This is a genomic window from Zhengella mangrovi (assembly GCF_002727065.1).
Taxonomy (GTDB): Bacteria; Pseudomonadota; Alphaproteobacteria; order Rhizobiales; family Rhizobiaceae; genus Zhengella; species Zhengella mangrovi.
The window spans coordinates 66,177-90,242 of sequence record NZ_PDVP01000002.1; the positions used below are offsets into that span (position 1 = coordinate 66,177).

At 66.3% G+C, this 24,066-nt stretch carries 20 protein-coding genes; 7 read left to right on the forward strand and 13 right to left on the reverse strand.

Annotated elements, in window-relative coordinates:
* Nucleotides 1-31: 31 nt before the first annotated feature.
* From CSC94_RS04210 to CSC94_RS04230, 5 genes are read left to right on the forward strand one after another with little or no spacing between them, the layout of a single operon-like run.
* Complete coding sequence (locus CSC94_RS04210) at nucleotides 32-874, forward strand: FAD binding domain-containing protein (RefSeq protein WP_099304145.1); 843 nt, start codon at nucleotides 32-34, stop codon at nucleotides 872-874.
* On the forward strand, nucleotides 871-3,615 hold the full coding sequence (locus CSC94_RS04215) for a molybdopterin-dependent oxidoreductase (protein WP_099304147.1): 2,745 nt from the start codon (nucleotides 871-873) through the stop codon (nucleotides 3,613-3,615). Before CSC94_RS04210 ends, CSC94_RS04215 begins: the two co-directional genes overlap by 4 nt.
* A complete protein-coding gene (locus CSC94_RS04220) occupies nucleotides 3,612-5,087 on the forward strand; it encodes a 6-hydroxynicotinate reductase (protein ID WP_099304149.1) in 1,476 nt (491 codons plus the stop codon). The genes CSC94_RS04215 and CSC94_RS04220 overlap by 4 nt, the downstream gene beginning before the upstream one ends.
* Nucleotides 5,084-5,950, forward strand: a complete 867-nt coding sequence (locus tag CSC94_RS04225; protein WP_099304151.1) for a hypothetical protein — start codon at nucleotides 5,084-5,086, stop codon at nucleotides 5,948-5,950. Before CSC94_RS04220 ends, CSC94_RS04225 begins: the two co-directional genes overlap by 4 nt.
* Entirely contained in the window at nucleotides 5,943-6,524 is a 582-nt protein-coding gene (locus tag CSC94_RS04230; protein ID WP_099304154.1) for an amino acid synthesis family protein, read from the forward strand. The genes CSC94_RS04225 and CSC94_RS04230 overlap by 8 nt, the downstream gene beginning before the upstream one ends.
* A gap of 162 nt (nucleotides 6,525-6,686) precedes the next feature.
* On the opposite strand, the gene CSC94_RS04235 is transcribed toward CSC94_RS04230, so the two are convergent.
* The 4 genes from CSC94_RS04235 to CSC94_RS04250 form a co-directional block, all read right to left on the reverse strand.
* Nucleotides 6,687-7,511, reverse strand: a complete 825-nt coding sequence (locus CSC94_RS04235) for a ferredoxin--NADP reductase (RefSeq protein WP_099304156.1) — start codon at nucleotides 7,509-7,511, stop codon at nucleotides 6,687-6,689.
* 182 nt (nucleotides 7,512-7,693) lie between these two features.
* Nucleotides 7,694-9,310: an acyl-CoA dehydrogenase family protein gene (locus tag CSC94_RS04240; RefSeq protein WP_099304158.1), complete on the reverse strand. Its 1,617-nt coding sequence runs from the start codon at nucleotides 9,308-9,310 to the stop codon at nucleotides 7,694-7,696.
* A gap of 15 nt (nucleotides 9,311-9,325) precedes the next feature.
* Nucleotides 9,326-10,198 carry an amidohydrolase family protein gene (locus CSC94_RS04245; RefSeq protein WP_099304160.1) on the reverse strand — a complete coding sequence of 291 codons (873 nt, stop codon included), beginning with the start codon at nucleotides 10,196-10,198 and terminating at the stop codon, nucleotides 9,326-9,328.
* A gap of 40 nt (nucleotides 10,199-10,238) precedes the next feature.
* The gene (locus CSC94_RS04250) at nucleotides 10,239-10,994 is read right to left on the reverse strand and encodes a crotonase/enoyl-CoA hydratase family protein (protein WP_099304162.1); all 756 of its coding nucleotides are present in this window, start codon (nucleotides 10,992-10,994) and stop codon (nucleotides 10,239-10,241) included.
* Between the two features lie 159 nt (nucleotides 10,995-11,153).
* Between CSC94_RS04250 and CSC94_RS04255 the strand changes: the two genes are divergently transcribed.
* Nucleotides 11,154-11,624 (forward strand): MarR family winged helix-turn-helix transcriptional regulator, encoded by a 471-nt coding sequence (locus tag CSC94_RS04255; RefSeq protein ID WP_099304164.1) that lies wholly within the window; start codon nucleotides 11,154-11,156, stop codon nucleotides 11,622-11,624.
* A 6-nt stretch (nucleotides 11,625-11,630) separates the two neighbouring features.
* On the opposite strand, the gene CSC94_RS04260 is transcribed toward CSC94_RS04255, so the two are convergent.
* The 7 genes from CSC94_RS04260 to CSC94_RS04290 all read right to left on the reverse strand — a co-directional run bounded on the left by CSC94_RS04260 (nucleotide 11,631) and on the right by CSC94_RS04290 (nucleotide 19,462).
* Nucleotides 11,631-12,602, reverse strand: a complete 972-nt coding sequence (locus CSC94_RS04260; RefSeq protein ID WP_099304166.1) for a peptide ABC transporter ATP-binding protein — start codon at nucleotides 12,600-12,602, stop codon at nucleotides 11,631-11,633.
* Nucleotides 12,599-13,603 (reverse strand): ABC transporter ATP-binding protein, encoded by a 1,005-nt coding sequence (locus tag CSC94_RS04265; protein ID WP_099304168.1) that lies wholly within the window; start codon nucleotides 13,601-13,603, stop codon nucleotides 12,599-12,601. Before CSC94_RS04265 ends, CSC94_RS04260 begins: the two co-directional genes overlap by 4 nt.
* Nucleotides 13,604-13,607: 4 nt before the next feature.
* Nucleotides 13,608-14,474, reverse strand: a complete 867-nt coding sequence (locus CSC94_RS04270) for an ABC transporter permease subunit (protein WP_245408281.1) — start codon at nucleotides 14,472-14,474, stop codon at nucleotides 13,608-13,610.
* A gap of 59 nt (nucleotides 14,475-14,533) precedes the next feature.
* Nucleotides 14,534-15,538 (reverse strand): ABC transporter permease subunit, encoded by a 1,005-nt coding sequence (locus tag CSC94_RS04275; protein WP_099304172.1) that lies wholly within the window; start codon nucleotides 15,536-15,538, stop codon nucleotides 14,534-14,536.
* Nucleotides 15,539-15,638: 100 nt separating this feature from the next.
* Nucleotides 15,639-17,231, reverse strand: a complete 1,593-nt coding sequence (locus CSC94_RS04280) for an ABC transporter substrate-binding protein (RefSeq protein ID WP_099304174.1) — start codon at nucleotides 17,229-17,231, stop codon at nucleotides 15,639-15,641.
* A 221-nt stretch (nucleotides 17,232-17,452) separates the two neighbouring features.
* The gene (locus CSC94_RS04285; RefSeq protein WP_133122816.1) at nucleotides 17,453-17,872 is read right to left on the reverse strand and encodes a hypothetical protein; all 420 of its coding nucleotides are present in this window, start codon (nucleotides 17,870-17,872) and stop codon (nucleotides 17,453-17,455) included.
* Between the two features lie 219 nt (nucleotides 17,873-18,091).
* Entirely contained in the window at nucleotides 18,092-19,462 is a 1,371-nt protein-coding gene (locus CSC94_RS04290) for a phospholipase D-like domain-containing protein (protein ID WP_099304178.1), read from the reverse strand.
* Nucleotides 19,463-20,049: 587 nt separating this feature from the next.
* Here CSC94_RS04290 and CSC94_RS04295 point away from each other — a divergent pair.
* Nucleotides 20,050-21,627, forward strand: a complete 1,578-nt coding sequence (locus CSC94_RS04295) for an ABC transporter substrate-binding protein (protein ID WP_099304180.1) — start codon at nucleotides 20,050-20,052, stop codon at nucleotides 21,625-21,627.
* A gap of 60 nt (nucleotides 21,628-21,687) precedes the next feature.
* Here the strand turns inward: CSC94_RS04295 and CSC94_RS04300 are convergent, their stop codons facing one another.
* Nucleotides 21,688-23,079 (reverse strand): 3-hydroxyacyl-CoA dehydrogenase NAD-binding domain-containing protein, encoded by a 1,392-nt coding sequence (locus CSC94_RS04300; protein WP_099304182.1) that lies wholly within the window; start codon nucleotides 23,077-23,079, stop codon nucleotides 21,688-21,690.
* Complete coding sequence (bcoG, locus tag CSC94_RS04305; RefSeq protein ID WP_099304184.1) at nucleotides 23,076-23,987, reverse strand: 3-dehydrocarnitine:acetyl-CoA trimethylamine transferase BcoG; 912 nt, start codon at nucleotides 23,985-23,987, stop codon at nucleotides 23,076-23,078. The genes CSC94_RS04300 and bcoG overlap by 4 nt, the downstream gene beginning before the upstream one ends.
* Nucleotides 23,988-24,066 lie beyond the last annotated feature (79 nt).

Consider the following 24,066-nt stretch of genomic DNA (forward strand, 5'->3'; position numbering starts at 1 on the left):
GGATTGCAGCGAGAGGAGTGGCTGACGGTCCGTGACGTATTTGCGACCCTCGACAGTCGAAGAGGCGCTGAGCGGCCTGGCCGCCCATGACGCACGTATCGCGGCTGGCTGCACCGATCTTTTCCCGCAGACCCAGGGCCAGTTTCTGCCTTGGCCTGTTGTCGACATCACCGGCATCGGCGAATTGCGGGCCATCACGCGGACCGGAGACGGCTGGCGGTTTGGCGCGACCGCGACCTGGCGTGACATCATTCGCGCCGACCTGCCGCCCGCCTTCGATGGCCTGAAACTCGCCGCCCGCGAAGTCGGGTCGGCGCAGATCCAGGGCGCCGGCACCATTGCCGGCAATCTCTGCAATGCGTCGCCAGCCGCCGATGGCGTCCCGCCGCTCCTGACCCTCGACGCCGCCGTCGAGATCGCCGCGGCCGGAGGCCGTCGCGTGGTGCCCCTTTCCGCCTTCATCACCGGGCCTCGCCGGACCGCGCTTCGTGCCGGCGAATTCGTGACGGCCGTGCTGATCCCCGAATCGGCCGGACGCGGCGCATCGACTTTCCTGAAGCTTGGTGCCCGCAAGCACCTGGTCATCTCGATCGCCATGGTGGCGGCGCGCTTGGAACTGGAGGGCGGACGCATCTCGTCTGCGGCCCTCGCCGTCGGTTCCTGCAGCCCGGTTGCGCAACGCCTGCCCGACCTGGAAGCCGCACTGGCGGGTGAAACTCCGGCTGACGCTCCAGGACTCGTCAGCGCGGATCTGGTCCGCGGGCAGCTTGCGCCCATCAACGACATCCGGGCCGACAGCACCTACCGGATGGATGCGGCCTGCGAACTGCTGCGCCGGGCATTGCGGCGCCTTGCCGAAGGCGACCGGCCATGAGCGCGCGGCTGACCCTGACCGTCAACGGGCGCGCCTATGCCATCGAGGCCGATCCGGTGGCCCGTCTCAGCCACGTGTTGCGCGAGGACCTCGGCCTGCGCGGGACGAAATCGGGCTGCGACGCCGGCGATTGCGGCGCCTGCACCGTGCTGGCGGACGGCGTACCCGTCTGCGCCTGTCTGATGCCTGCGGCACAGGCCGGCGGGCGGGCGATCCAGACGGTCGAGGGGCTGTCATCGAACGGAACCGCCAACCGCCTGCAGCGGGCCTTCCTGCGCCATGGGGCGGCCCAGTGCGGCATCTGCACGCCGGGCATGCTGATGGCGGCGACCGCCCTGCTGGACGAAACGCCGCGCCCGACGCGCCAGGCGGCGGAGGACGCGATTGGCGGCGTGCTCTGCCGCTGCACCGGCTACACCAAGATCATCGATGCCATCTGCGATGCCTGGCGGGACGCGGACGACGGAACAGAGACACCGGCTGCAGGACAGTCGGTCGGCGCGCGCCTGCCCCGGCTAGACGGACTGCCCAAGGTCCTGGGAACCGAAATCTTCGGCGCCGATTCCTGGCCAACGGATGCGCTGCTGGTCCGCGCGGTCCGCTCGCCGCATCACAGCGCCGGCTTCCGCTTCGGCGACATCGAGGCATGGAGATCGGGCCAACCCGGCATCGTCGCGGTTTTCACGGCCGATGACATTCCCGGCCAGAACCGGTTTGGCGTCATTCCGCCGTTCGCGGACCAGCCGGCGCTGGCAGCAGGCCATGTCCGCTTCCGCGGCGAGGCCGTCGCCATCGTTGCCGGGGAGCCGGCCGCGATGCGCGCGCTCGACCTGACGACCTTCCCGGTCGACTGGCAGGCGGACGACCCGCTGCTGGACACGCCATCGGCGCGCCAGCCAACTGCGGCCGCGATCCACGCGGGACGGGACGGCAACCTGCTGATCACCGGCAAGGTGCAGACGGGCGATGCCGACGCGGCACTGGCGGCTTCCGCCCATGTCGCGACGCTGACGGCGGAAACCGGGCACGTGGAGCATGCCTATATCGAGCCGGAGGCCGGTTTTGCCCGGATGAACGGCGACGTTCTGGAAATCCAGGCCTGCACGCAGGCGCCGGTGATGGACCAGGAGGACACGGCGCTGGTTCTCGGCCTGCCGAAGGAAAAGGTCCGCGTGCTTCCCGTTGCCGCCGGTGGCGGGTTCGGGTCCAAGCTCGACGTCTCCTTGCAGCCGCTGATCGGCCTCGTGGCGCTGAAGACCGGGCGCCCTGCCCGCATGGTCTACACCCGCCCGGAATCGATGATGTCGACGACCAAGCGCCATCCCGGCCGGATGACCGCGACAATCGGCGCTGACGCCGACGGCCGGATCACGGGCATGGTTTTCGATGGCGATTTCGACACCGGTGCTTATGCCAGTTGGGGGCCGACTGTAGCGACACGCGTGCCGGTTCATGCGTCAGGGCCCTACCGGACGCCGCATTACCGGGCCGAGGCACGGGCCGTGCATACCAACGGGCCCATAGCCGGCGCGTTTCGCGGATTCGGCGTGCCGCAGGCCGCCATCCTGCAGGAGAGCCTCTACGACCTTCTCGCCGGCAAGGCGGGCATGGACCGGCTCGCCTTCCGCCGCCTGAACGCACTGACGGACGGCGAACGGTCGGTTTGCGGTCAGGAGATGAACGGCGCTGGCATCGCCGAGTGCCTGGAGGCACTGCAGGCCGACTGGGACCGGGCCGTGGCCGAAACCGAAGCCTTCAACCGGGTCCACACCGGGCCGAAGCGCGGCATCGGGGTGGCCTCTTGCTGGTATGGATGCGGCAACACGGCCCTGCCCAACCCCTCCACGATGCGCGCCGGGATCACCACCGACGGCCGCCTCGTCCTGCACCAGGGCGCGACCGACATCGGCCAGGGCGCCAACACGGTGATCAGCCAGATCTTCGCCGATGCGCTGGGCGTGCCTCTCTCCTTGGTGGACCGGATCGGCTCGGACACGGCGCTGACGCCCGATTGCGGCAAGACCTCGGCCTCGCGCCAGACGGTCGTCTCCGGCAAGGCAGCATTGCTGGCCGGCCAGGCGTTGCGCGAAGCGGTGCTGCGGCTTGGCAACATGGGACCGGGAGCGACGATCACGCTCGACGGTGCGCAACTGCTACTGCGCGACGGACCTGCCCTGCGCCAGATCGACCTTTCCGCCCTGCCGCCGGATGATCGCGGCTACGTGCTCTCGGCGGAGGAAACATACGATCCGCCGACCGAGGCGCTGGATGGCAACGGACAGGGGAAACCTTATGCCGTCTATGGCTACGGCGCCCAGCTCGCCGAGGTGGAAGTGGACCTGGCGCTCGGCAAGGTGCGCGTTCTGCGCATCACCGCCGCCCATGACCTCGGCCGGGTCATCAACCCGCAACTGGCGGAAGGGCAGATCGAGGGCGGAATCGCGCAGGGCCTCGGCATGGCGCTGATGGAGGAATACCTTCCCGGGCGCACCGAAAACCTCCACGACTACCTGATCCCGACATCCGGCGACATGCCGGAAATCCGCTCCATCCTGATCGAGAAGCCCGACCCGGAAGGCCCGATGGGCGCCAAGGGCCTGGGTGAGCACGTGCTCATTCCCACCGCTCCGGCCATACTCAATGCCATTGCCGATGCGACCGGCGTTCGCCTGACCAAGGTTCCGGCCCTGCCGCACCGGGTGCGTGCCGCTCTGCGCGAAAAGGAGGCCGGACCGTCATGACAGGCGAAAAGGAAACCGTGCACACGGCCCAGGGCGAGAAGATCCGCTGCGATGCCTGCCCTGTCATGTGCTACATCGCCGAAGGACGCGCCGGGGCCTGCGACCGCTATGCCAACGAGAGCGGCCGCATCATCCGCGTCGACCCGGTAACCGTGCTGGACCGCCGCATTGCCGCGGGAGACGAGATCCAGCCGTTCCACGGACAGGACTGGAACGGCGAACTGTTCGGCGACGACGCGGGCTTCCTGACGGCCATCGGGGCGGGAACCACCTACCCCGATTTCAAGCCGGCGCCCTTCATCGTTTCGCGCGCCATCGACGGCATCGACGTGGTGACGGTCGTTACCGAGGCGATCTTCTCCTACTGCGGACTGAAGGTGAAGATCGACACCGACCGGCACCTCGGCCCGGAAGCGGCCACCGTGCGCGCCGGCGGCGAAGCCATCGGTCACGTCATGACCTCGGAATACGGTTCGCAGATGCTGTCGCTCGGCGGCGTGCATCACCTGACCGGCGGCTCCAAGGCGGAAGGCCGGGTGACCTGCGACACGCTGCTGGCGCTGGCCAACGGGCAGGCCGCCGAGCTTGCCATCGACGGCGGCTCCACCGTCGTCGTGCAGGCGGGCACGGCCCCGATCGTGGACGGCAAGGCGGAGACCCGCATGCGGGTCGGCTGCGGGTCCGCGACCATCGGCATGTTCGCCTCGCAATGGAAGGGCCTGGTCGACGAGGTCGTCGTGGTCGATGACCACATCACCGGCGTGGTGTCGGAACACCAGGCCGGGAAGGTGATCGGCTGGCCGGATACCGGAATCCGGATCAAGGGCCGCCGGTCGACACCGGGACGCTATTTCCGCGTTGCCGAGCCCGGTCTCGGCTGGGGCGGCACGAATATCGAGGATCCGCTGGTCATCCTCGGCGACTGGAAACGCGACAAGGGCGCGCATCCCGGCCTCACGCTGCTCATGGTGTCAACGACCGGCGAGCAGTCGGCGTATTACGTGCTGGACGAGGACCTTGTGCCGCGGCAACAAGCCATGCCTGCCGCGCTCGAACCGTCAGTGGATCTCATCGCCGAGAACTGCGAACCGGCGCTTTGCTCCGTGCTGTTCATGGGCGGCGCGGGCGGTTCCCTGCGCTCAGGCGTAACGCGCAACCCCGTTCGCCTGACACGATCCGTCCACGAGGGCCGGACCCGCGTCACCTTCGGTGGCGCGGATACCTGCCTGTGGCCCGGCGGCGGCATCACGGTGATGGCTGACGTGCTCGACCTGCCGGCCCGCTCCTTCGGGTCGGTGCCAACGCCGGCACTGGTGGCGCCGCTGGAATTCACCATGAGCCGCGAGGAATTCCGTGCGCTCGGCGGCCATGACGAGGCAGTGCGCGATTTCGGAGACATCCTCGCGAAGGGCGGTGAATACGGCGGCACCTTCCGCGGGCTGGCCCATGTCCGGCGAGGACCCGGGCGATGAGCTTTCCCGGGCCCCAGATCACGCGGCTTGCCGATGGCCGCCGGATGCATTTTCACCACGGTCCGATCGATCTGGTGATCGACGCGCAGGGCCCTGCGGCCACACAGGCCTACCGGCTTGCAGCGCAGCGGTTTGCGTCGATGCTGCAGGACCTGGTGGACGAGTTGCCGCTGCTGCGCGCGCCAACCCGCCCCCGGCCACGGTGCAACGGGCCGGTCGCCCGCGCGATGGAACGCGCCACGGCGGTCCACCTGCCCGGCTTCATCACCCCCATGGCGGCCGTTGCCGGCGCGGTCGCCGACGCGGTGCTGGCATCGATGGCCGCCTGTGACGGGCTCGGCAAGGCCAGCGTGAACAACGGCGGTGACATCGCCTTCCGGCTTGCGCCGGGCGACACGCTGGCGGCGGCGATTGCCGGCGTCGATGGTGGACGCCTGGTGCTGGGCCATGACCGGCCATGGCGCGGCATCGCCACGTCCGGCTGGCGCGGGCGCAGCCATTCGCTGGGCATCGCCGACAGCGTGACCGTGTTCGCCCGCTCGGCGGCGGCGGCGGATGCGGCTGCGACCATGATCGCCAATGCCGTGGACCTGCCCGGCCATCGCGCCATCACCCGCGAACCGGCCGGCCTGCTGGCGCCGGATTCCGATCTCGGTGACCGGCTTGTGACCACCGGCGTCGGGCTCCTTACCCGGGCCGAAACCGAGATCGCCCTGGCCGGCGGCAAGGCCCTGGCCGACCGCCTTGTTTCCGCCGATGTCATCGGCGGCGCTCTTCTCACGCTGAACGGCGTGGTCACCGTGGCAGGCGATGCCGCGGTTTCCCTGCCGCGACAGCCAGCCCCGGAGGTGCTCCATGCCTGATTTTCCCGTACGCAAGATCATCGTCCAGACGGAAGAGATCTTCCATGACAACGGACCGGCCGAGGAGAAGCCGCGGTTCCGGGCCGCAGCCATTGCCATCGTCGCCAATCCCTTTGCCGGACGGTACGAACCGGACCTGCAATCGGCCATGGAAGACCTGAAGCCGCTCGGCCGGGACCTGACTGAACGGCTGATCGTCGAACTTGGCGGCCTGGAAGGCATCGACGGCTACGGTAAGGGCGCAATCGTGGGCGAAGCCGGCGAGATCGAACACGGCGCGTTGTGGCACGTGCCCGGCGGCTACGCGATGCGTGAGCGCCTTGGCGAAGCCAGGGCCATCGTGCCATCGGCGATGAAACTGGGTGGCATGGGCACAACGCTCGACGTGCCGCTCGGCCACATCAACGCGGCCTACGTGCGCAGCCATTTCGACGCGATGGAGGTGCGGGTCAACGATGCACCCCGCGCCGGCGAGATCGCCTTTGTGCTCGCCATGGCCAAGGGTCCGCGCATCCATTCGCGCATGGGCGGCCTTGAATCCTGGGACGTCAAGGGCGAGGACGGGTTGCGCTAAGGGGTTTCCGCGATCAGCGGAATCACCGCGCTGCGCCATGCCCTGCAATGACGTAATTCCGGACGCACAGACGGCATCTGCGTTTGCGGAAGCCGGACTGAGGATTCACATGAAAAAGGCGGGCCATGCCCGCCGTTTCATTCGCCTATTATACATTCCGGATTAATCGACGAAGGCGCGCTCGACGACGTAGTCGCCGGGCTTGGAATTGGCGCCCTCGACAAAGCCGCGGGCTTCCAGGATCGCCTTCAGGTCCTTGTTGAGGCCCATGGAGCCGCAGATCATCACACGGTCGGTCTCGTGATTCAGCGGCGACTGGCCCAGCTTCGCGAACAATTCGCCGGTTTCGATCAGTGTGGTAATGCGCCCCATCTGCAGGGTTTCCTCGCGGGTCGTGGTCGGGAAGTGAATGAGCTTGGCGCTGGCCTCCTCGCCAACGAGAATGTCTTCCTTCGCCTGCGCGACGAGGTCATAGCCGTACTGCAGTTCAGCGGCGAGACGGCAGGTGTGGGTGAGGATGACGTGGTCGAACTTCTCGTAGACCTCGGGCTCACGGATCAGCGAGGCAAAGGGCGCGATGCCCGTGCCGGTGGACAGCATGAAGAGGCGATTGCCCGGCAGCAGCGCATCGACGACCAGCGTCCCCGTTGCCTTCTGCTTCATCAGGACCGTGTCGCCCGGCTGGATCTTCTGAAGGTGCTCGGTCAGCGGGCCATTCGGCACCTTGATGGAAAAGAACTCCAGTTCCTCGTCCCAAGCCGGGCAGGCCACGGAATAGGCCCGGAAGACCGGGCGCACAGCGTTCGGCAGGCCGATCATGACGAATTCGCCGGACCGGAAACGGAAGGACTTTGGACGCGTGATCCGGAAGCGGAACAGCCGGTCGGTGTAGTGCTGGACCATCGTGACGGTCTCGGCATAGCAATTGGCCGGGATCGGAAATTCGCCCGCAGTCTCTGCCGTCTGAGCTGCTTCCACGCTCGCCATCCTGTACGTCCTCTTTTGATCTGTCGCCCGTTCTGCCGGGAAATGCACGGCGGAACCTAGACGAAAACCGCCTTTCCCGCATAGCATTTCCGCCCTCCAGGTGCACGCCCAAGGGAAAAAGAATTCGGAATCCGCGTTCGTGCGAAAACCGAAATTCCGCGTGCACCTTATGGCATGGCTCGTCAGGCCGCGACCTGATGCAGATCAAACCAGTAGCGGATCCGGGCCGGACCCATGCGCCGCACGCGAGCGGCCAGCCGTTCGAGGCGCGCGGGGTCGGGATGCCTGCCGGCCGCAGCGGCAATCCGGTTCCACATGGCCAGGAACGCCACCTGTGCCGTCAGTTCCATGAAGGCTTCCGCCTGCTCGGCAGGATTGGCGGACTGCACGACGATATCGCGGGCCGCGCGCCAGCTGTCGAGCGCGCTCCCGACGCCGGATGCGAGCGGGCCGTCGATGGCCTCGGCCGCGATGAATCCCTCGAAGGCAGCGGCGGCCGCGCCGTTGCGGTTGCGCAGCATGCGCGTTGCCAGCGTCAGCGCGTGGATCCCGTTGGCGCCTTCGTAAATCGCGGAAATCCGCGCGTCGCGGAACGTCTGCTCGACGCGGTATTCCTGCAGGTAACCGTAGCCGCCGAGCACCTGGATGCCGAGATTGGCGGCGCGAATCCCGGCCTCGGTACAGGCGTACTTGCAGACCGGCGTCAGGAAGTCGACGAGATCGGGGCGGTTGCCCTCTTCCAGCGTCACCAGCGCGACATGGCAGAGCGCACGCAGGCCGAGGGCCAGCATGTCCTGCTCGTCGAGCTTGGCGGCGATATCGGGATGGCGGTCGATCGTCACCGGTTCGCCGGTCGTGGCGGCGCGGCCCTGGCGGCGATCCTGCGCATAGGACCTTGAGATATCGGCGGCGCGGGCGCTGTGCGCGACGCCCTGCAGCGAGACGTCGATCCGGGCGTGGTTCATCATGGTGAACATGGCCTTCAGGCCCTCGCCCGGCCTGCCGATGATCTCGGCCTCGGCGCCGTCAAACACCATCTGGCAGGTGGGCGAGGCGTGCAGGCCCATCTTTTCCTCGATGCGGGCCACGGAGACCGCGTTGCGGCTGCCATCGGCGCGCCGGTCGAGGCAGACGAAGAGGCTGAGGCCCCGCGTGCCTTCCTCCATCGAGCCCGTCCGGGCCAGGACCAGATGCAGGATGCCGTCGCTCATGTCCTGGTCGCCGCCGGAGATGAAGATCTTCTCGCCGGTGATGCGCCAGGCGCCATCGGCCTCGACGGCGCGGGTGCGCACGGTCGACAGGTCGGAGCCCGAGGCCGGTTCCGTCAGGCACATGGTGGAGAGCCATTCGCCGGACACGAGCGGCGGCAACAGCCGCGCCTTCTGCTCCCCGCTACCGAAATGACGGATCGTGGTGATGGCGCCGGGCACCAGTCCGGTAACCATCTGCAGCGACTGGTTGGCCGCCGAGAAGATCTCGCTGGTGGCCGCCAGCACCGGCGCGGGAAGCCCCTGCCCGCCAAATTCCTCCGGCGCGTTCAGGCCGGTCCAGCCCTGTTCAGCGTAGGCGCGGTAGACGGCCCTGAACCCGTCCGGCATGACGACGCGGCCATCGACGAGGCGTGCGCCCTGCCTGTCGCCTGGCTCGTCCAGCGGCGCGATCTCGCCCTCGGCGAAGGCCGCGAAGTGGCGGATCACCTCGGCGGCCAGGTCACCATCCCAATCCGGCAGCCGCGAGGTACCGGCAACGTGTTCGAGCGAGAAGAGGATATCCTCGACGGGTGCCTGGAACGCCTTCATCCCTGCCGTTCTCCCTTACAGCAACCCGAGCAGCTTGCCGGCGTTTTCCTTCATGATCTTCGGCCGGATCTCGTCCTTGATGTCGATCTTCTCGAAATCGGCCAGCCAGCGCTCCGGCGTGATCATCGGCCAGTCTGAGCCGAACAGGACCTTGTTGCGCAAAATCGAGTTGCAGTAGCGCACGAGGATCGGCGGGAAATATTTCGGGCTCCAGCCGGACAGGTCGATGTAGACGTTGGGCTTGTGCTGGGCGACGGCCAGCGCCTCTTCCTGCCAGGGGAAGGACGGGTGCGCCATGATGATCTTCATGCCCGGGAAATCGACCGCCACGTCGTCGATGTACATGGGATTGGAATATTTCAGCCGCATGCCGTTGCCACCCGGCATGCCCGAGCCGACGCCGGTCTGGCCGGTGTGGAACAGAGCGATGCAGCCGGCTTCCTCGATCACCTCGTAGAGGTCGTAGGCCATCCGGTCGTTCGGGTAGAAGCCCTGGAAGGTGGGATGGAACTTGAAGCCCTTGATGCCGAAGTCCTCGATCAGGCGGCGTGCCTCGCGCACGCCCATCTTGCCCTTCCAGGGATCGATGGAGGCGAAGGGAATGAGGATGTCGTCGTTCTTCGCGGCGATCTCCGCCACTTCCTCGTTCTTGTAGCGGCGGTAGCCGGTCTCGCGTTCGGCGTCGACGGGGAAGATGACGGCGGCAATGTTCTGCTCGCGGAAATGCGCGGCCGTCTGTTCGATCGTCGGCGGGTGGCTCCACGGGGCACCGAAGTATTTCGCCATGGTGGACTGCAGGTCGTCGTAACCGTCGTCCGGATGGCAGCCGCAGGGTTCCTCGGCATGGGTGTGGATGTCGATCGCGCGGACCTTGGTGATATCGACCATGATGGGCCTCCCTGCCCTTGGGTTTGTCTGCCGGACCGCGTCAGCGGAAGCTCGGATCGCGTTTCTGCAGGAAGGCCTGGAGACCTTCGACGGCGTCCGGACTGGTCTGGGTGACGGCGGCGCACAAGCTCTCGGTGAACAGGCCGCCGGCCTTGTCCATGTCCTCGATGCGGGCCAGCGCCTGGATCATGATGTAGTTCGACAGCGGCGCATTGTCGGCGATCTTGCGGGCCAGGTCCATGGCCATGGGCAGGGCCTCGCCTTCGCCGACGCTGTAATGGGTCAGTCCCAGCGCCAGCCCCTCGGCGGCGTTGTACTTGCGCCCGGTCAGCATCATCTCCGTCATGCGGTCGGCGCCGATGATGCGGCTGACGCGGACGGACGCACCACCGCCGACATAAATGCCGCGACGGCCTTCCGGGAGCTGGAAGATGACGGACGGCTCGGCAATGCGGACGTGGGTGGAGGTGGCCAGTTCCAGGCCGCCACCGATGACCGCGCCGGTCATGGCGGAAACGACCGGCAGGCCGCCGAACTGGATCCGGTCCATGATCGAATGCCAGTTGCGCGAATGGCGCATCGTGCCTTCCGCGTCGCGCTGGACATGTTCGGACAGGTCGAGGCCAGAACAGTAATGGCCGCCGTTGCCGCAAAGGACGGCAACCTTGACGCCTTCAGGCACCTTGCGGAAAAAGCCATCGATCCTGTCGAGCAACTCGTCGCACATGGCGTTGCGCTTTTCGGGCCGGTTCATCGCAAGCACCGCGATGTCGCCCTGGATGTCGATGTCGAGCATGGCTCCTCCCGTCTGTTTCCTGCTGCTGCAGCAGCCTCGTGCAAATGATTGCCAATCGAAACTATTATGTCAATAAACTATTTTCATGACGTCGTTTGCCGACGCCGCCGACAGCGTGTAATCAGGTGGACTTGCCGGAATCAAACAGGGACTGACCGCATGTTGGATTTCCAGGAGATGCCGGGGCACCTGATCCGGCGCCTTCACCAGATTTCCGTCTCGGTCTTTGCCGACGACATGGCCCGCAGCGGACTCGACATCACGCCGGTGCAGTTCGCAGCGCTCAACGTCCTGCAGTCGCGGCCGGGAATCGATCAGGCGACGCTGGCCGGACTGATCGCCTATGACCGGGTCACCATTGGCGGCGTCGTGGACCGCCTGGTGCAGAAAGACCTCGTGACACGGACCGTCAATCCCGATGACCGGCGTGCCCGGCGGCTGCATCTTACCGGCGAAGGCGAGCGGGTTCTTGCCTCTGCCGCGCCCATCGTGCGCGATGTCCAGGCGCGCATCCTGTCCGGGCTGGACGATGGCGAACGGGCCATGCTGCTGAGCCTGCTGAAGAAGACAGCGGCAGCGGGCAACGAACTCAGCCGTGCGCCGCTGCGGGACGGCCCGGGCCGCGACTGACCGTCGTCACGATGGCTCGCCGGCGCCGTCCATCGGGTTGTAGCAGGCCACGCAATGGCCGCCCGGCCCTTCCAGCGGCGGTTCCTCCGTGCGGCAACGATCCAGCACGCGCCAGCAGCGCGGATTGAACGGGCAGCCGGGTGGCGGGTCGAGGGGCGACGGCAATTCGCCCTCCAGCTTGATGCGGTTTCGGGCACCGGCCGGATCGGCCGACGGTGTCGCCGACAGCAGTGCCGCGGTGTAGGGGTGCAACGGGTTGGCGAACACCTCCTCGGCGGGTCCGGTTTCCACCGGCTTGCCGAGATACATGACCATGATGTCGTCGGCGATGTGGCGCACGACCGAGAGATCGTGGCTGATGAAGAGGTAGGCCAGTCCGAACTCGGCCTGGAGGTCCATGAGGATGTTCAGAACCTGCGCCTGGATCGACACGTCGAGCGCCGAGACCGGTTCGTCAAGGACGAGGATCTTCGGATTGAGCATCAGCGCGCGCGCGATGGCGATGCGCTGGCGCTGGCCGCCGGAGAACATGTGCGGATAGCGCTCGTAATGCTCCGGGCGCAGGCCGACGCGCTGCATCATGGCCAGCGCCTTTTCGCGGCGCACGGGTGCGCTGTCCGACGTGTTGATCTTCAGCGGCTCTTCCAGGATTGCGCCGATCTTCTGACGCGGATTGAGCGACCCGTAAGGATTCTGGAAGACGATCTGCACGGCGCGGCGCAGGTCCGGATCACCGGCCGTGACCGGCTTGCCGTCAATCAGCAGCGTTCCCTCGGTCGGTTCCTCGATCATGGTGACGAGACGGGCGAGCGTGGACTTGCCGCAGCCCGATTCGCCGACCACGGCCAGCGTCTTGCCGGCTTCCAGCGAGAAGGAGGCGCCATTCAGCGCCTTGACCGTGGCCGGGTCGCGGAACAGGCCGCGATTGACCGCATAGTGACGCTTGAGGCCATTGGCCTCGGCAACAACGGCGTTCATGCATTCACCTCAGCGGCCTTGCCCGGATGGCCCTGCGGCACGCCGTCGACCAGCGGGTAGTTGCACAATGCCAGGCCGAGCGCGCGGTCCTGGCGCTTCGGCGCCGTCTGGCAGGCGGCGGTCGCATACTGGCATCGCGGCGCGAACAGGCAGCCGGGCGGCCGGTCGCCCTGGCCCGGCACCACACCCGGAATCGACGGCAGGCGGCCGCGACGGAGCGCCCGCTCGGGCAGCGCCGAGAGGAGCGCCGCGGTGTAGGGATGGTGCGGATCGGCGAACAGGCCCTTCACGTCCTGCTCCTCCACCTTCTGGCCGGCATATTGCACCTGGACCCGCTCCGCCGTTTCCGCAACCACGCCCATGTCGTGGGTGATCAGGATGAGGCCCATGCCGTGATCCCGCTGCAGGCGGACGAGCAGGTCGAGGATCTGGGCCTGGATGGTCACGTCCAGCGCCGTGGTGGGCTCGTCGGCGATCAGCAGTTTCGGATTGCAGGCCAGCGCCATGGCGATCATCACCCGCTGGCTCATGCCGCCGGAGAGCTGGTGCGGGAACTGGGACAGGCGGTCTTCGGGCGCCGGGATGCCGACGAGCTTGAGCAGTTCGATCGACCGCGCGCGGCGTTCGGCCCGCCCCATGCCGAGATGCAGGCGCAATGACTCGCCGATCTGGAAGCCGACGGTGAAGCAGGGATTGAGGCTCGACATCGGCTCCTGGAAGATCATCGAGATGTCCTTGCCGATGATCCTGCGCCGTTCTCGGGCCGACAGCGTGAGCATGTCGCGGCCGTCGAAACGCATGGCGTCGGCCGTCACCGTCGCCGTCCATGGCAAGAGGCCCATCAGCGCCAGCATGGCGACGGATTTGCCGGAGCCGGATTCGCCGACCACCGAAAGGATCTCGCCCTTGTCGCAGCTCAGCGAAACGGAATCGACGGCCTTGAACGGGCCCGAAGAGGTCTTGAAGGTGACCGTGAGGTTTTCGATCTCGAGAAGCGCCATGGCGTCAGCTCTGCTTGAGTTTGGGGTCGAGCGCGTCGCGCAGGCCGTCACCCATCAGGTTGATGGCCAGCACGGTGACGAGGATGGCGAGACCCGGAAAGGTGACCACCCACCAGGCGCGCAGGATGAATTCGCGCGCGTCAGCCAGCATGGTGCCCCACTCCGGCGTTGGCGGCTGTGCGCCCATGCCGAGGAAGCCCAGCGCGGCGGCATCGAGGATGGCCGACGAGAAGGAGAGCGTCGCCTGCACGATGAGCGGTGCGAGACAGTTGGGCAGGATCGTGACGAACATCAGCCGCAGGCGCGAGGCGCCGGCGACGCGCGCAGACACGACATATTCGCGCTCGCGTTCCGAAAGCACCGCGGCGCGGGTGAGGCGCACGAAATGCGGCTGGAGGATCAGCGCGATGGCGATCATCGCGTTCATCAGCCCGGGACCGAGGATGGCGACGAGGACGAGGGCCAGCAGCAGCGACGGGAAGGCCAGGATCACGTCCATGACGCGCATGATGGCGGTGTCTATCCAGCCGCGGAAGAAGCCCGCGACCAGGCCGACCAGCACGCCGAATGACACCGACAGGGTGACCACCACAACGCCGATGAACAGCGAGAACCGCGCGCCGTAGATCAGGCGCGAGAGGATGTCGCGGCCAACGGCATCGGTGCCGAGCGGAAAGGCGAACTGCCCGCCCTGCTCCCAGAACGGCGGCAGCAGGAGCGCCTCGCGGTTCTGGAGCGAGGGGCTGTGCGGGGCAACGATCGGGGCGAAAACCGCGATGATGACGATGGCGGCAAAGACATAGAGGCCGATCACGGCCCCCTTGTTCTGAGAAAAGTAGTACCAGAACTCCTTCAACATCGCCTTGCGCATGGCGCCGGCGGTGGCGGGCTTGTCCTGCAGGGCTTGCGTATGAGCCATGGGAGAGCCTCCTAGCGGCGGATACGCGGGTTGATGAGCCCGTAGAGCACATCGACCAGCAGGTTGACGATCATGATGATGGCGGCAATCAGCAGCAGGCCGCCCTGGACGACCGAGTAGTCGCGCTTGCCGACCGAATCGACCATCCACTTGCCGATGCCCGGCCAGGAAAAGATCGTTTCGGTGAGAATGGCCCCCGCCAGCAGCACGCCGACCTGCAGGCCGATGGTCGTGACGACGGGAATGAGCGCGTTCCTCAGCGCATGTAGCCCGATGACCCGCATCGGCGGCAGGCCCTTCGACCGGGCCGTGCGGACATAATCCTCGCCGAGGACTTCCAGCATGGCGGAGCGTGTCTGGCGGGCAATTACCGCCAGCGGGATCGTCGCCAGGACGATGGTCGGCAGGATCAGGTGGCTCGCGGCGGACGTGAAGGCGCCCTTCTGCCCGGACAGCAGGCTGTCGATCAGCATGAAACCGGTGACCTGCGGAAAGAAGTAAATGAGCGAGATGCGGCCGGACACCGGGGTCCATTGCAGCATGCCGGAGAAGAAGATGATGAGCAGCAGTCCCCACCAGAAGATCGGCATCGAATAGCCGACGAGCGCGACGCCCATGATCGACTGGTCGAGCCAGGAGCCGCGCTTGACGGCGGCGAACACGCCGGCGGGAATGCCGATGGCGGTCGCGACGATGATGGCGCAGAGCGACAGTTCCAGCGTGGCGGGAAAAAGGGTGAAGAATTCCTCCAGCACCGGCCGCTTGGTGACGATCGATGTGCCGAAATCACCGCTCAGCAGATCCGCGACGTAATTGAAATACTGGACGAAGATGGACTGGTCGAAGCCATAGAGGTGCTGGAGCTGTTGGTAACGCTCCTCCGTCATGCCGCGTTCGCCGGCGAGCAGCAGGATCGGGTCGCCCGGCAGCATGCGGATGAAGGCAAAGGCGACGATCGACACGCCGATGAAGGTGGGGACGAGAAGCGCCAGCCGGTAGAGCAGGAAACGGATCATGGGTCAGGACGCGATCAATCTGGCCTCGGTTGAAATGGCCTGCACAGCCGGAGCGGTTTCATCCGCTCCGGCTGTGCGCCCGGCTTGAAGTCCGAAGATGTTACTCGGAGATGTCGACGCCGTCGAACCAGTGGCCGCCAAGCGGATCCATGACGTAACCCGTCACGTTGGAACGCATCGGCATGAAGACCACCGAGTGGGCGATCGTGGCCCAGGGCGCCTCGCGCTTGAAGACCACCTGGGCTTCCTTGTAAAGCTTCGTCCGCTCTTCCTGGGTGCCCGACTTGGCCTTCTTGATCAGCGCGTCGAATTCCTCGTTGCACCACTGCGCGCGGTTCGCACCGCCCACGGCATCGCAGCCGAGCAGCACGGCGAGGAAGTTGTCCGGGTCGCCGTTGTCGCCCGTCCAGCCGAGCAGGACCGCACCATCACGATCCGTCGCCTTGGAGCGCTGCAGGTACTCGCCCCACTCGTAGGAGACGATCTCGGCCTTGACGCCGACCTTGGAGAAATCCTCCTGGATCAGCTCGGCCATGCGCCGGGCGTTCGGATTGTAGGGACGCTGCACCGGCATGGCCCAGACCTTCATCGACAGGTCCTTGACGCCGGCCTCTTCGAGCATCTTCTTCGATGCTTCCGGATCGTAGGGATCATCCTTGATGTCGTCGTTGTAGGACCACATCGTCGGCGGGATCGGGTTCTTGGCCGCCTGACCGGCACCCTGGAACACGGCGTCGAGAATGGCCTGCTTGTTGATGGCCATGTTCAGCGCCTTGCGCACCTTCGGATTGTCGAACGGCGCCTGCTGGGTGTTGTAGGCGAGATAGCCGACATTCAGGCCCTGCTGTTCCATCACGTTGATGTCGGCGTTGTCCTTCAGCGCCTGGAGGTCGGCCGGGTTCGGATAGGGCATGACCTGGCACTCGCCGGCGGTCAGCTTCTGCTGGCGCACGGAGGCATCGGTGGTGATGGCGAAGACGAGGTCGTCGATCGGCTGCTTGCCGTTCCAGTAGTCGGCGAAGGCCTTGTAGCGGATCACGGCGTCAGGCTGGTAGGCGACGAACTGGAACGGTCCGGTGCCGACGGGCTTCTGGTTCAGGTCCGACAGGTTGCCGCCGTCCTTGAGCTTGTCGGCATATTCCTTCGACACGACGGACGCGAAATCCATGGCGAGGTTGGCCAGGAAAGGCGCCTCGGCGCGGTTCAGCACGAACTTCACAGTCATGTCATCGACCTTGTCGATGGACTTGATGAGGTCGGGCATGGACATGCCGTTGAAGTATTCCCAGCTCGCGCCCTCGACATAGGCGTTGAACGGATTGTCCTTGCTGAGCTGGCGGTCGAAGGAGAAGATCACGTCGTCGGCGTTCATCTCGCGCGACGGGCTGAAGAAGTCCGTCGTGTGGAACTTCACGCCGGGACGCAGGTGAAAGGTGTATTCCATGCCATCGTCAGACACGTCCCAGCTCTCCGCCAGGCCGGGCGTGATTTCCGTCGTGCCGCGCTTGAACTCGACCAGGCGGTTATAAACCGGCTTGGACGAGGCGTCGAAGGTCGTTCCGGCGGTATAGAGCGCCGGGTCGAAGCCTTCCGGCGAGCCTTCCGAACAGTAGACAAGGGTCTTGGCGGACGCGGCCGTGGCAAAGCCGGCGGCGAGAATCGTCGCGGCGAGCAAGGTCTTCATCGTTTTCATGAGTGCGAGTGCTCCTCTGTTGCTTTTCTTGCTTATGGCCCGTCACCAGGCCTTCCCGTCATTGAGATGCGGGCAAGGTTGCACGAAAATCGTACAACGATGGGCGAAGGGAAACCCATTCCGCAGACAAAAGCAATCGCCTTTCGGATGACCGAAGGGAAATGCTTGAAGCAGAATATTCGAAGCTTCGCAGACCGACCGGTGACAGACGTCGCGGTGCGTCAGGGATTGCCGGCCCAGGCGACCAGGCTGGCGATGACGATCACCAGCGTCAGGACGGCGGCCGGCAGCCAGGGCGTGCGCTCGCCCGTTTCCGCGTGGAGCCGCCAGGCAGCGACGGTGGAAACGCCGCCAGCGATCAGGCCCGCTGCCGCGGCGAACAGGATGGCGCGAAGCGAACCTGAACCGGCCGGCCCCATGCCGATGAAGCCCAGGCAAAGGGCCAGGCCCAGCAATGCCCCGCCGATCACCCTGTAGGCCGAATTCAAGATCTGCTTCACAGCCGCGGACGGCGCTTCGCCTGCCTTTGCAAGGATGGCGGCATGATAACCGATCGGCACCGCCGTGGTCAGGTATCGAAGCCCCAGGGCCGCAATACCGGCGGCCGCCAGGCCATAGAGCACCATTGCGATCTGGCTCATCGTCATGTCCGGTCTCCCCGTGTTCGCGTTCGGCCGGCCCGCGCCGATTGCGCAGGACAGGTTCCGACTGGTCATCGATCGTGTTTCCCGCCCGGGGATCACGGGGCCAGCGCCAACCGCCGGGGGGTCTGATGATGCGCGGGGCTTTCCACAGGCGCGCGAACCAGCATGCCCTGCCCCCGATGCCCTTGTCCAGTTTCACCGGACCGGCCCCCTGGTCTAGAGGACGGGCGCACCGAGCCGAAAGACGGTCTCAGCCATACGCCTTATCGCACCGCAGGGCGGCATCCCGGTTTCGCATCCGGCCTCGAGGGCGGCGAACCAGTCCTCCAGCGCTTTCACGTTGACCGGATCATGGAACAGCACCGCGAGCTCGAAATTCAACAGCATGCTGCGGACATCGAAGTTGGCCGATCCCGCCCACGCCATGGTATCGACGAGACCGGCCTTGGCGTGAACCATGGCCAGCGGATAGCGCAGGATCCGGCACCCGTCGCCGGCCAGTTCGCGCAGGAAGGCGCCACGGGCAAAATCGGTCATCGGCTGGTTGGAATGCTCGGGAACGAGAATGCGCACGTCGACACCGCGCCGTGCCGCCAGCTTGAGCGCGTTTCCCAGCGCCTCGGTTGGCACGAAATAGGGCGTGGCGAGCCAGACCCGCCGCCGCGCCTCGTGAATGGCCACCGTCAGTCCGTCATGGAGCGTGTCTTCGGGAATATCCGGACCTGACGGCACGATCTGGACGATGCCCGCAGCTCCATCGGGGGATGGAACCGGATCCGGGCGGACCGAAGCCCGCCTGGCAAGGCGTTTCACCACCGCCCAGTCCGATTCGAAGATATCGGCCAACGGCACCACGGCCGGCCCCTCCACCTGCACCGACAGGTCCTGCCAGAGCGGTGCCGACGTCCCGTCGCCGAAATAGGTGTCGCCGACATTGCGGCCACCGGTGAGCGCCATCCGCCCGTCGGCGATGAACAGCTTGCGGTGATTGCGCAGATTGATATGGCCGCGCGCGGGCGAATGGAGGAAGGGCGAGGAATAGCCGATTTCGCCGCCGCTGGCCCTCAATCGTTCCAGCAGCCCGGCCGGGTGGCGCCAGGCGCCGAACCGGTCGAGGACAAGGCGAACCCGCACGCCTGCTTCCCGCCTGGCGATGAGCAGCCGCAGGAACCTCGCCCCCGCTTCATCGTCATCAAGCGCATAGAACATGGCGTCAAGGCGCCGGGTTGCGCCCTCCGCCATGTCTGCCAGCGCCTTCCATGCCGCCTGCGGATCGGCGACGATGGTGACGCGGTTGCCCGGCAGGGCCGCCGGTGCCCCGAGGCGCTCGAACAGGCGCGCGGCCTCGTTTGAGCGCTCCGCCGGGCCGGCCAACGGTGTGAACACCAGCGGGGCGTAGCGGGCGCCGCGCTTACGCACACCGAGGGCCAGGAAGATCGGCAGCGCCAGCCAGGGCACCAGGATGATGAAGAGCAGCCAGGCAACGGCCGACTGCGGCGTCCTTCGCTGTTGAAGGACCATCACGGCCGCCGCCATCGCCATCAGCGTGACGACGACGATACCGAAATGGGTTGCCAAGCCTGTCATGACGCCAGTTAGGGCAGCCGGGCACCAGGTTGCAAGGGACGGTGTGGCGGAAGAGTGACCACCGGCTGCCGGCGACGTGGCCGGCGGTTCGATGACACACCGCCGGAAGCCCCTGACGCCGGGAAAACCATGCCTGCCAGCGCTGATCGCGAGGTGATGTGGCAGACAGCTGGCGCGGTTTTCCCGGGCCCCAAGCCGGAATTCCGACAGCCGGTGGTCTCTCGCAGACCAGCAAGAGCAGTGCCATTCCCCAGCCCATTGTCTTTTCTCGATTTTCCTTGGACGGAGCCGACCGGACCGGACCGCGCCGGTTCATTTCGACCGGCGAGGTGGTGGATATGAACCTCTTCTTGCCTCCTGGCAGCACGCGCCGGAGTTTCAAAAGACCAAGCGCCGGCTCTCGTGGACGAGATGAAATATCCGGGCAGTCATGGCCCCTGGAACCGAAGGACAAAGACAAGGACCGGCATCTGTCATCTGCCCAGCGGCTGAAGATTCGCCAACGGCGCTCGCATCTCCTATTGTCGGTAAACGGTTGCCGACACACTTTGCCAAGAACACAAGATCAACCGTACCGAGGAGAGACCATGACCAACAGAAAACAATCCAGCCTTCTTCACCCCAATCGCCGGCATTTCCTGGGAACGGGCGCTGCCATCGCCGGGCTTGCCGCCGCGGGAACGGGATTGCTGCCAGGCCTCGCGCGCGCCGCGGGCTCCAAGGGAGGAACGCTGCGGGTCGCCAAGGGCCATGGCCAGACCACCGACAAGCTGGACCCGGCGACCTTCGAAAACGGTTTCACGACCGCGCTCTCGTATGGCAAGAACGGATTCCTGACCGGCGTGGCGCGGGATGGCTCGATCGAGCCGCAGATCGCCGAGAGCTGGGAGCCCTCCCCCGATGCCAAGGTCTGGCGCTTCAAGATCCGCAAGGGCGTGACCTTCCATGACGGGCAGTCCGTCACCCCCGATCATGTCGTCGCCTCGATCAATTACCATCGCGGCGAGAAGTCCACCTCGGCGGCCAAGCCGCTTCTCTCCTCCATCACCGATGCCGCGGTGGACGGCGACGTCGTCGTCTTCACGCTGGATGCCGGCAGCGCCGACTTCCCCTTCGTCTTCTCCGATTACCACCTGGCCATCCTGCCGGCCGGTGACGACCGTGGCATCGACTGGAAGTCCGGCGTCGGCTGCGGCCCCTACAAGCTGATGTCGTTCGATCCCGGCGTTTCGGCCATCTTCGAGCGCTTCAAGGACGACTGGAACCAGGACCGCGGCCACTTCGACCGCATCGAGCTGCTGTCCATCGTGGACGTGAACGCACGCACCACGGCGCTGATCTCCGGCGATGTCCACGCTGCCGACAAGCTGGACCTGAAGACGATCGGCCTGCTCGAGCGCAACCCCAAGCTTTCGATCCATTCCATTGCCGGCAATCAGCATTTCACCTTCGCGATGTCGTGCAACAAGGAGCCGTTCACCGATGTGAACGTGCGCCGGGCGCTGAAGTATGCGGTAAACCGGGAAGAACTGGTGGAAAAGATCCTGTTCGGTTACGGCTCGGTGGGCAACGACCACCCGATCGGCCGCGGGCAGCGCTATTTCAACAGCGAGATGACGCAGACGGCCTACGATCCGGACAAGGCGAAGCATTACCTGAAGCAGGCCGGCCTCGACAGCCTGTCGGTTTCGCTGTCGGCCGCCGATGCCGCCTTTGCCGGGGCCGTCGATGCTGCCGTCCTGTTCCAGAATTCCGCCAAGCCGGCCGGGATCGACCTCCAGGTCGCCCGCAAGCCGAACGACGGCTACTGGTCCGACGTCTGGATGAAGGATGCCTTCTCCGCCGTCTACTGGAGCGGGCGCCCGGTCGAGGATGCCATGTTCAGCACGGCCTACGCGGCCGGTGCCGCCTGGAACGACACGTTCTGGGACAACAAGCGCTTTAACGAGTTGCTCATCCAGGCCCGTGCGGAGCTCGACGAGGACAAGCGCCGGGCGATGTACTACGAGATGCAGGTCATCCTGAACGAGGACGGCGGCGCGATCATCCCGATGTTCGCCAACTGGGTCTTCGCGACCGGTCCGGATCTCGTCACCGGCGACAAGCTGGCCTCCAACTGGGACATGGACGGCGAGCGCTGGATGGAGCGCTGGTCCTTCGCCTGATCGACAAGGGCGCCGCGGGGAATGACCCGCGGCGCCCCCTTTTCAAGTTCCGGATTGACCTCATTCCGCCAGGGACAGGCGGCCGGCGCCTTCCGGCCAGGGACCAGACGCCCTGTTTCCGGCCAATCGGGCCAGCGCGCTTTCCCCGGAAGACCCCTCTCCAGACTCCGACTCATGCACGAGCACCGTTTCGAGGGTGGCCAGCAGCGTCCCGTCGGGGCGCTTCATCTCGACGAACAGGTGAACGCCCGTCCCTGCCCTGTCCGTGCCGAGGAGGTGCGTGACGGTCGTCAGCCGGTCCCCGGCGCCGATCCTTGCCAGCGTCCGCATGTGGCTTTCCGTTGCCACGAATGAGGCGTCCGTGTCCGTTCCGGCGGCCAATGCGACGAAGCGGTCCATGGCCTGCCTGCCTGCCTCGAGGTAGCCGGCGTCGGTGATCCGCCCGTTGCGGCCGGTCCATGACACGGGCACCTGGCATTGGTCGCCATCTCCCGCCGCGCCATGCGCCATGGTCCGCTCATGGCCACGAATGACACCGCCGGCGCCGCTGTCGTTGCGCTTCAGTGCCCGCATCATGGCGACGAGATTGTCGTCGCGCAGCCGCTCCAGTTCCCGGATCGAGCGGTGACCGGATTGCGCGTCCGACTGTCCGGCGATCAGGTCGACGAGGTCTTCGGTGAACTCCGGCACGTCCATGAGACGGGTCCAGGGCCATGACAGGGCCGGACCGAACTGCGCCATGAAATGGCGCATGCCGGCCTCGCCGCCGGCAATGCGATAGGTCTCGAAGAGACCCATCTGGCCCCAGCGCAGGCCGAAACCCATGCGGATCGCCTCGTCGATCTCCTCCGTCGTGGCGATGCCGTCGCGAACCAGCCAGAGGCTTTCCCGCCAGACGGCTTCCAGCAAGCGGTCGGCGATGTGGGCGTCGATCTCCTTGCGCACGACCAAGGGAAACATGCCGATGCCGCGCAGGATGTCGGCGGCCCGGCCGGTCGTTTGCGCGTCGCCGACCAGTTCGACCAGCGGCAGCAGGTAGACCGGGTTGAAGGGGTGGGCGACGATGGCGCCGGCGCCCCCGGCATTCAGTTCCGATGGCTTGAAGCCCGACGTCGAGGAACCGAGGATCGCGCCCGGCTTCAATCCCCCGTGGATAGCCTCGAAGACCGCGTGCTTGAGATCGAGACGTTCCGGCACGCTTTCCTGGATCCAGTCGGCGCCCTCGACGGCATCCGTCACCGCGTCGTGAAAGGTCATGCGCCCCTCGGGTGGCAGGGCACGATCGTAGATGGACGGCAGGCTGCGCCTTGCGTTGGCGAGCACCTCGTCGATCTTCCGCTTCGCCTGCGGATCAGGATCGTGGACCGCGACGTCCCAGCCATTGAGGAGGAAGCGCGCGGCCCAACCGCCCCCGATGACGCCGCCGCCGATGATCGCTGCCCTGGCGGTCATTTCGGCGCCCTCTTCACGAGGCCGAGTTTATCGCGCACCTGCGCCGGTCCCATGACGCGGGCGCCCATGCCCTCGATGATGCCGACCGCCTTTTCCACCAGTTGCGCGTTGGTCGCCAGGACGCCCTTCTCGAGCCACAGGTTGTCTTCCAGGCCGACGCGGACATTGCCCCCGGCCAGCACGGACGCCGCGACGAAGGGCATCTGGTCGCGGCCAAGGCTGAAGGCCGACCAGGCCCAGTCGGCCGGTACCGCGTTGACCATCGCCAGGAAGGTATGGAGATCGTTCGGCGCGCCCCAGGGCACGCCCATGCACAGTTGCACCAGCGCCGGAGAGGCCAGCGTGCCTTCCTCCACCAATGCCTTGGCGAACCAGAGGTGGCCGGTGTCAAAGGCCTCGATTTCCGGCTTGACGCCGAGCGCGGTCATCATCGCCCCCATAGCGCGCAGCATGCCCGGCGTGTTGGTCATCACGTAATCGGCTTCGGCGAAGTTCATCGTGCCGCAGTCGAGCGTGCAGATCTCCGGCAGGCATTCGGCCACGTGCGCCACGCGTTCGGCCGCGCCCACCATGTCTGTTCCCGCCGGGTTCAGCGGCAAGGGCGACTCGGTGGAGCCGAAGACGATGTCGCCGCCCATGCCCGCCGTCAGGTTCAGCACGACATCGACGTCGGCCGCGCGAATCCGCTCCGTCACTTCGCGGTAAAGCTCGCGGCGGCGCGAGGGAGCGCCCGTCTCCGGATCCCTCACGTGGCAATGGACGACGGCCGCGCCGGCCTTCGCCGCGTCGATGGCACTGGCCGCGATCTGTTCTGGCGAACGCGGAACATGCGGCGAGCGGTCCTGCGTCGCACCGGACCCGGTGACGGCGCAGGTGATGAAAACATCCCTGTTCATGGCAAGCGGCATGTCGATTCCCCTTTAGTCGTTTCGCGTTTCGGCGGCAGGCGCGCCACGCCGCCTTGCCTTCAAGCCGCAGTTAAGCCTA

Coding starts and splice junctions, on each gene's coding strand:
- CSC94_RS04215 (WP_099304147.1), top strand. CDS start 871: ATGAGCGCGCGGCTGACCCTGACCGTCAACGGGCGCGCCTATGCCATC.
- CSC94_RS04220 (WP_099304149.1), top strand. CDS start 3,612: ATGACAGGCGAAAAGGAAACCGTGCACACGGCCCAGGGCGAGAAGATC.
- CSC94_RS04225 (WP_099304151.1), top strand. CDS start 5,084: ATGAGCTTTCCCGGGCCCCAGATCACGCGGCTTGCCGATGGCCGCCGG.
- CSC94_RS04230 (WP_099304154.1), top strand. CDS start 5,943: ATGCCTGATTTTCCCGTACGCAAGATCATCGTCCAGACGGAAGAGATC.
- CSC94_RS04235 (WP_099304156.1), bottom strand. CDS start 7,511: ATGGCGAGCGTGGAAGCAGCTCAGACGGCAGAGACTGCGGGCGAATTT.
- CSC94_RS04240 (WP_099304158.1), bottom strand. CDS start 9,310: ATGAAGGCGTTCCAGGCACCCGTCGAGGATATCCTCTTCTCGCTCGAA.
- CSC94_RS04245 (WP_099304160.1), bottom strand. CDS start 10,198: ATGGTCGATATCACCAAGGTCCGCGCGATCGACATCCACACCCATGCC.
- CSC94_RS04250 (WP_099304162.1), bottom strand. CDS start 10,994: ATGCTCGACATCGACATCCAGGGCGACATCGCGGTGCTTGCGATGAAC.
- CSC94_RS04255 (WP_099304164.1), top strand. CDS start 11,154: ATGTTGGATTTCCAGGAGATGCCGGGGCACCTGATCCGGCGCCTTCAC.
- CSC94_RS04260 (WP_099304166.1), bottom strand. CDS start 12,602: ATGAACGCCGTTGTTGCCGAGGCCAATGGCCTCAAGCGTCACTATGCG.
- CSC94_RS04265 (WP_099304168.1), bottom strand. CDS start 13,603: ATGGCGCTTCTCGAGATCGAAAACCTCACGGTCACCTTCAAGACCTCT.
- CSC94_RS04270 (WP_245408281.1), bottom strand. CDS start 14,474: ATGCGCAAGGCGATGTTGAAGGAGTTCTGGTACTACTTTTCTCAGAAC.
- CSC94_RS04275 (WP_099304172.1), bottom strand. CDS start 15,538: ATGATCCGTTTCCTGCTCTACCGGCTGGCGCTTCTCGTCCCCACCTTC.
- CSC94_RS04280 (WP_099304174.1), bottom strand. CDS start 17,231: ATGAAAACGATGAAGACCTTGCTCGCCGCGACGATTCTCGCCGCCGGC.
- CSC94_RS04285 (WP_133122816.1), bottom strand. CDS start 17,872: ATGAGCCAGATCGCAATGGTGCTCTATGGCCTGGCGGCCGCCGGTATT.
- CSC94_RS04290 (WP_099304178.1), bottom strand. CDS start 19,462: ATGACAGGCTTGGCAACCCATTTCGGTATCGTCGTCGTCACGCTGATG.
- CSC94_RS04295 (WP_099304180.1), top strand. CDS start 20,050: ATGACCAACAGAAAACAATCCAGCCTTCTTCACCCCAATCGCCGGCAT.
- CSC94_RS04300 (WP_099304182.1), bottom strand. CDS start 23,079: ATGACCGCCAGGGCAGCGATCATCGGCGGCGGCGTCATCGGGGGCGGT.
- bcoG (WP_099304184.1), bottom strand. CDS start 23,987: ATGCCGCTTGCCATGAACAGGGATGTTTTCATCACCTGCGCCGTCACC.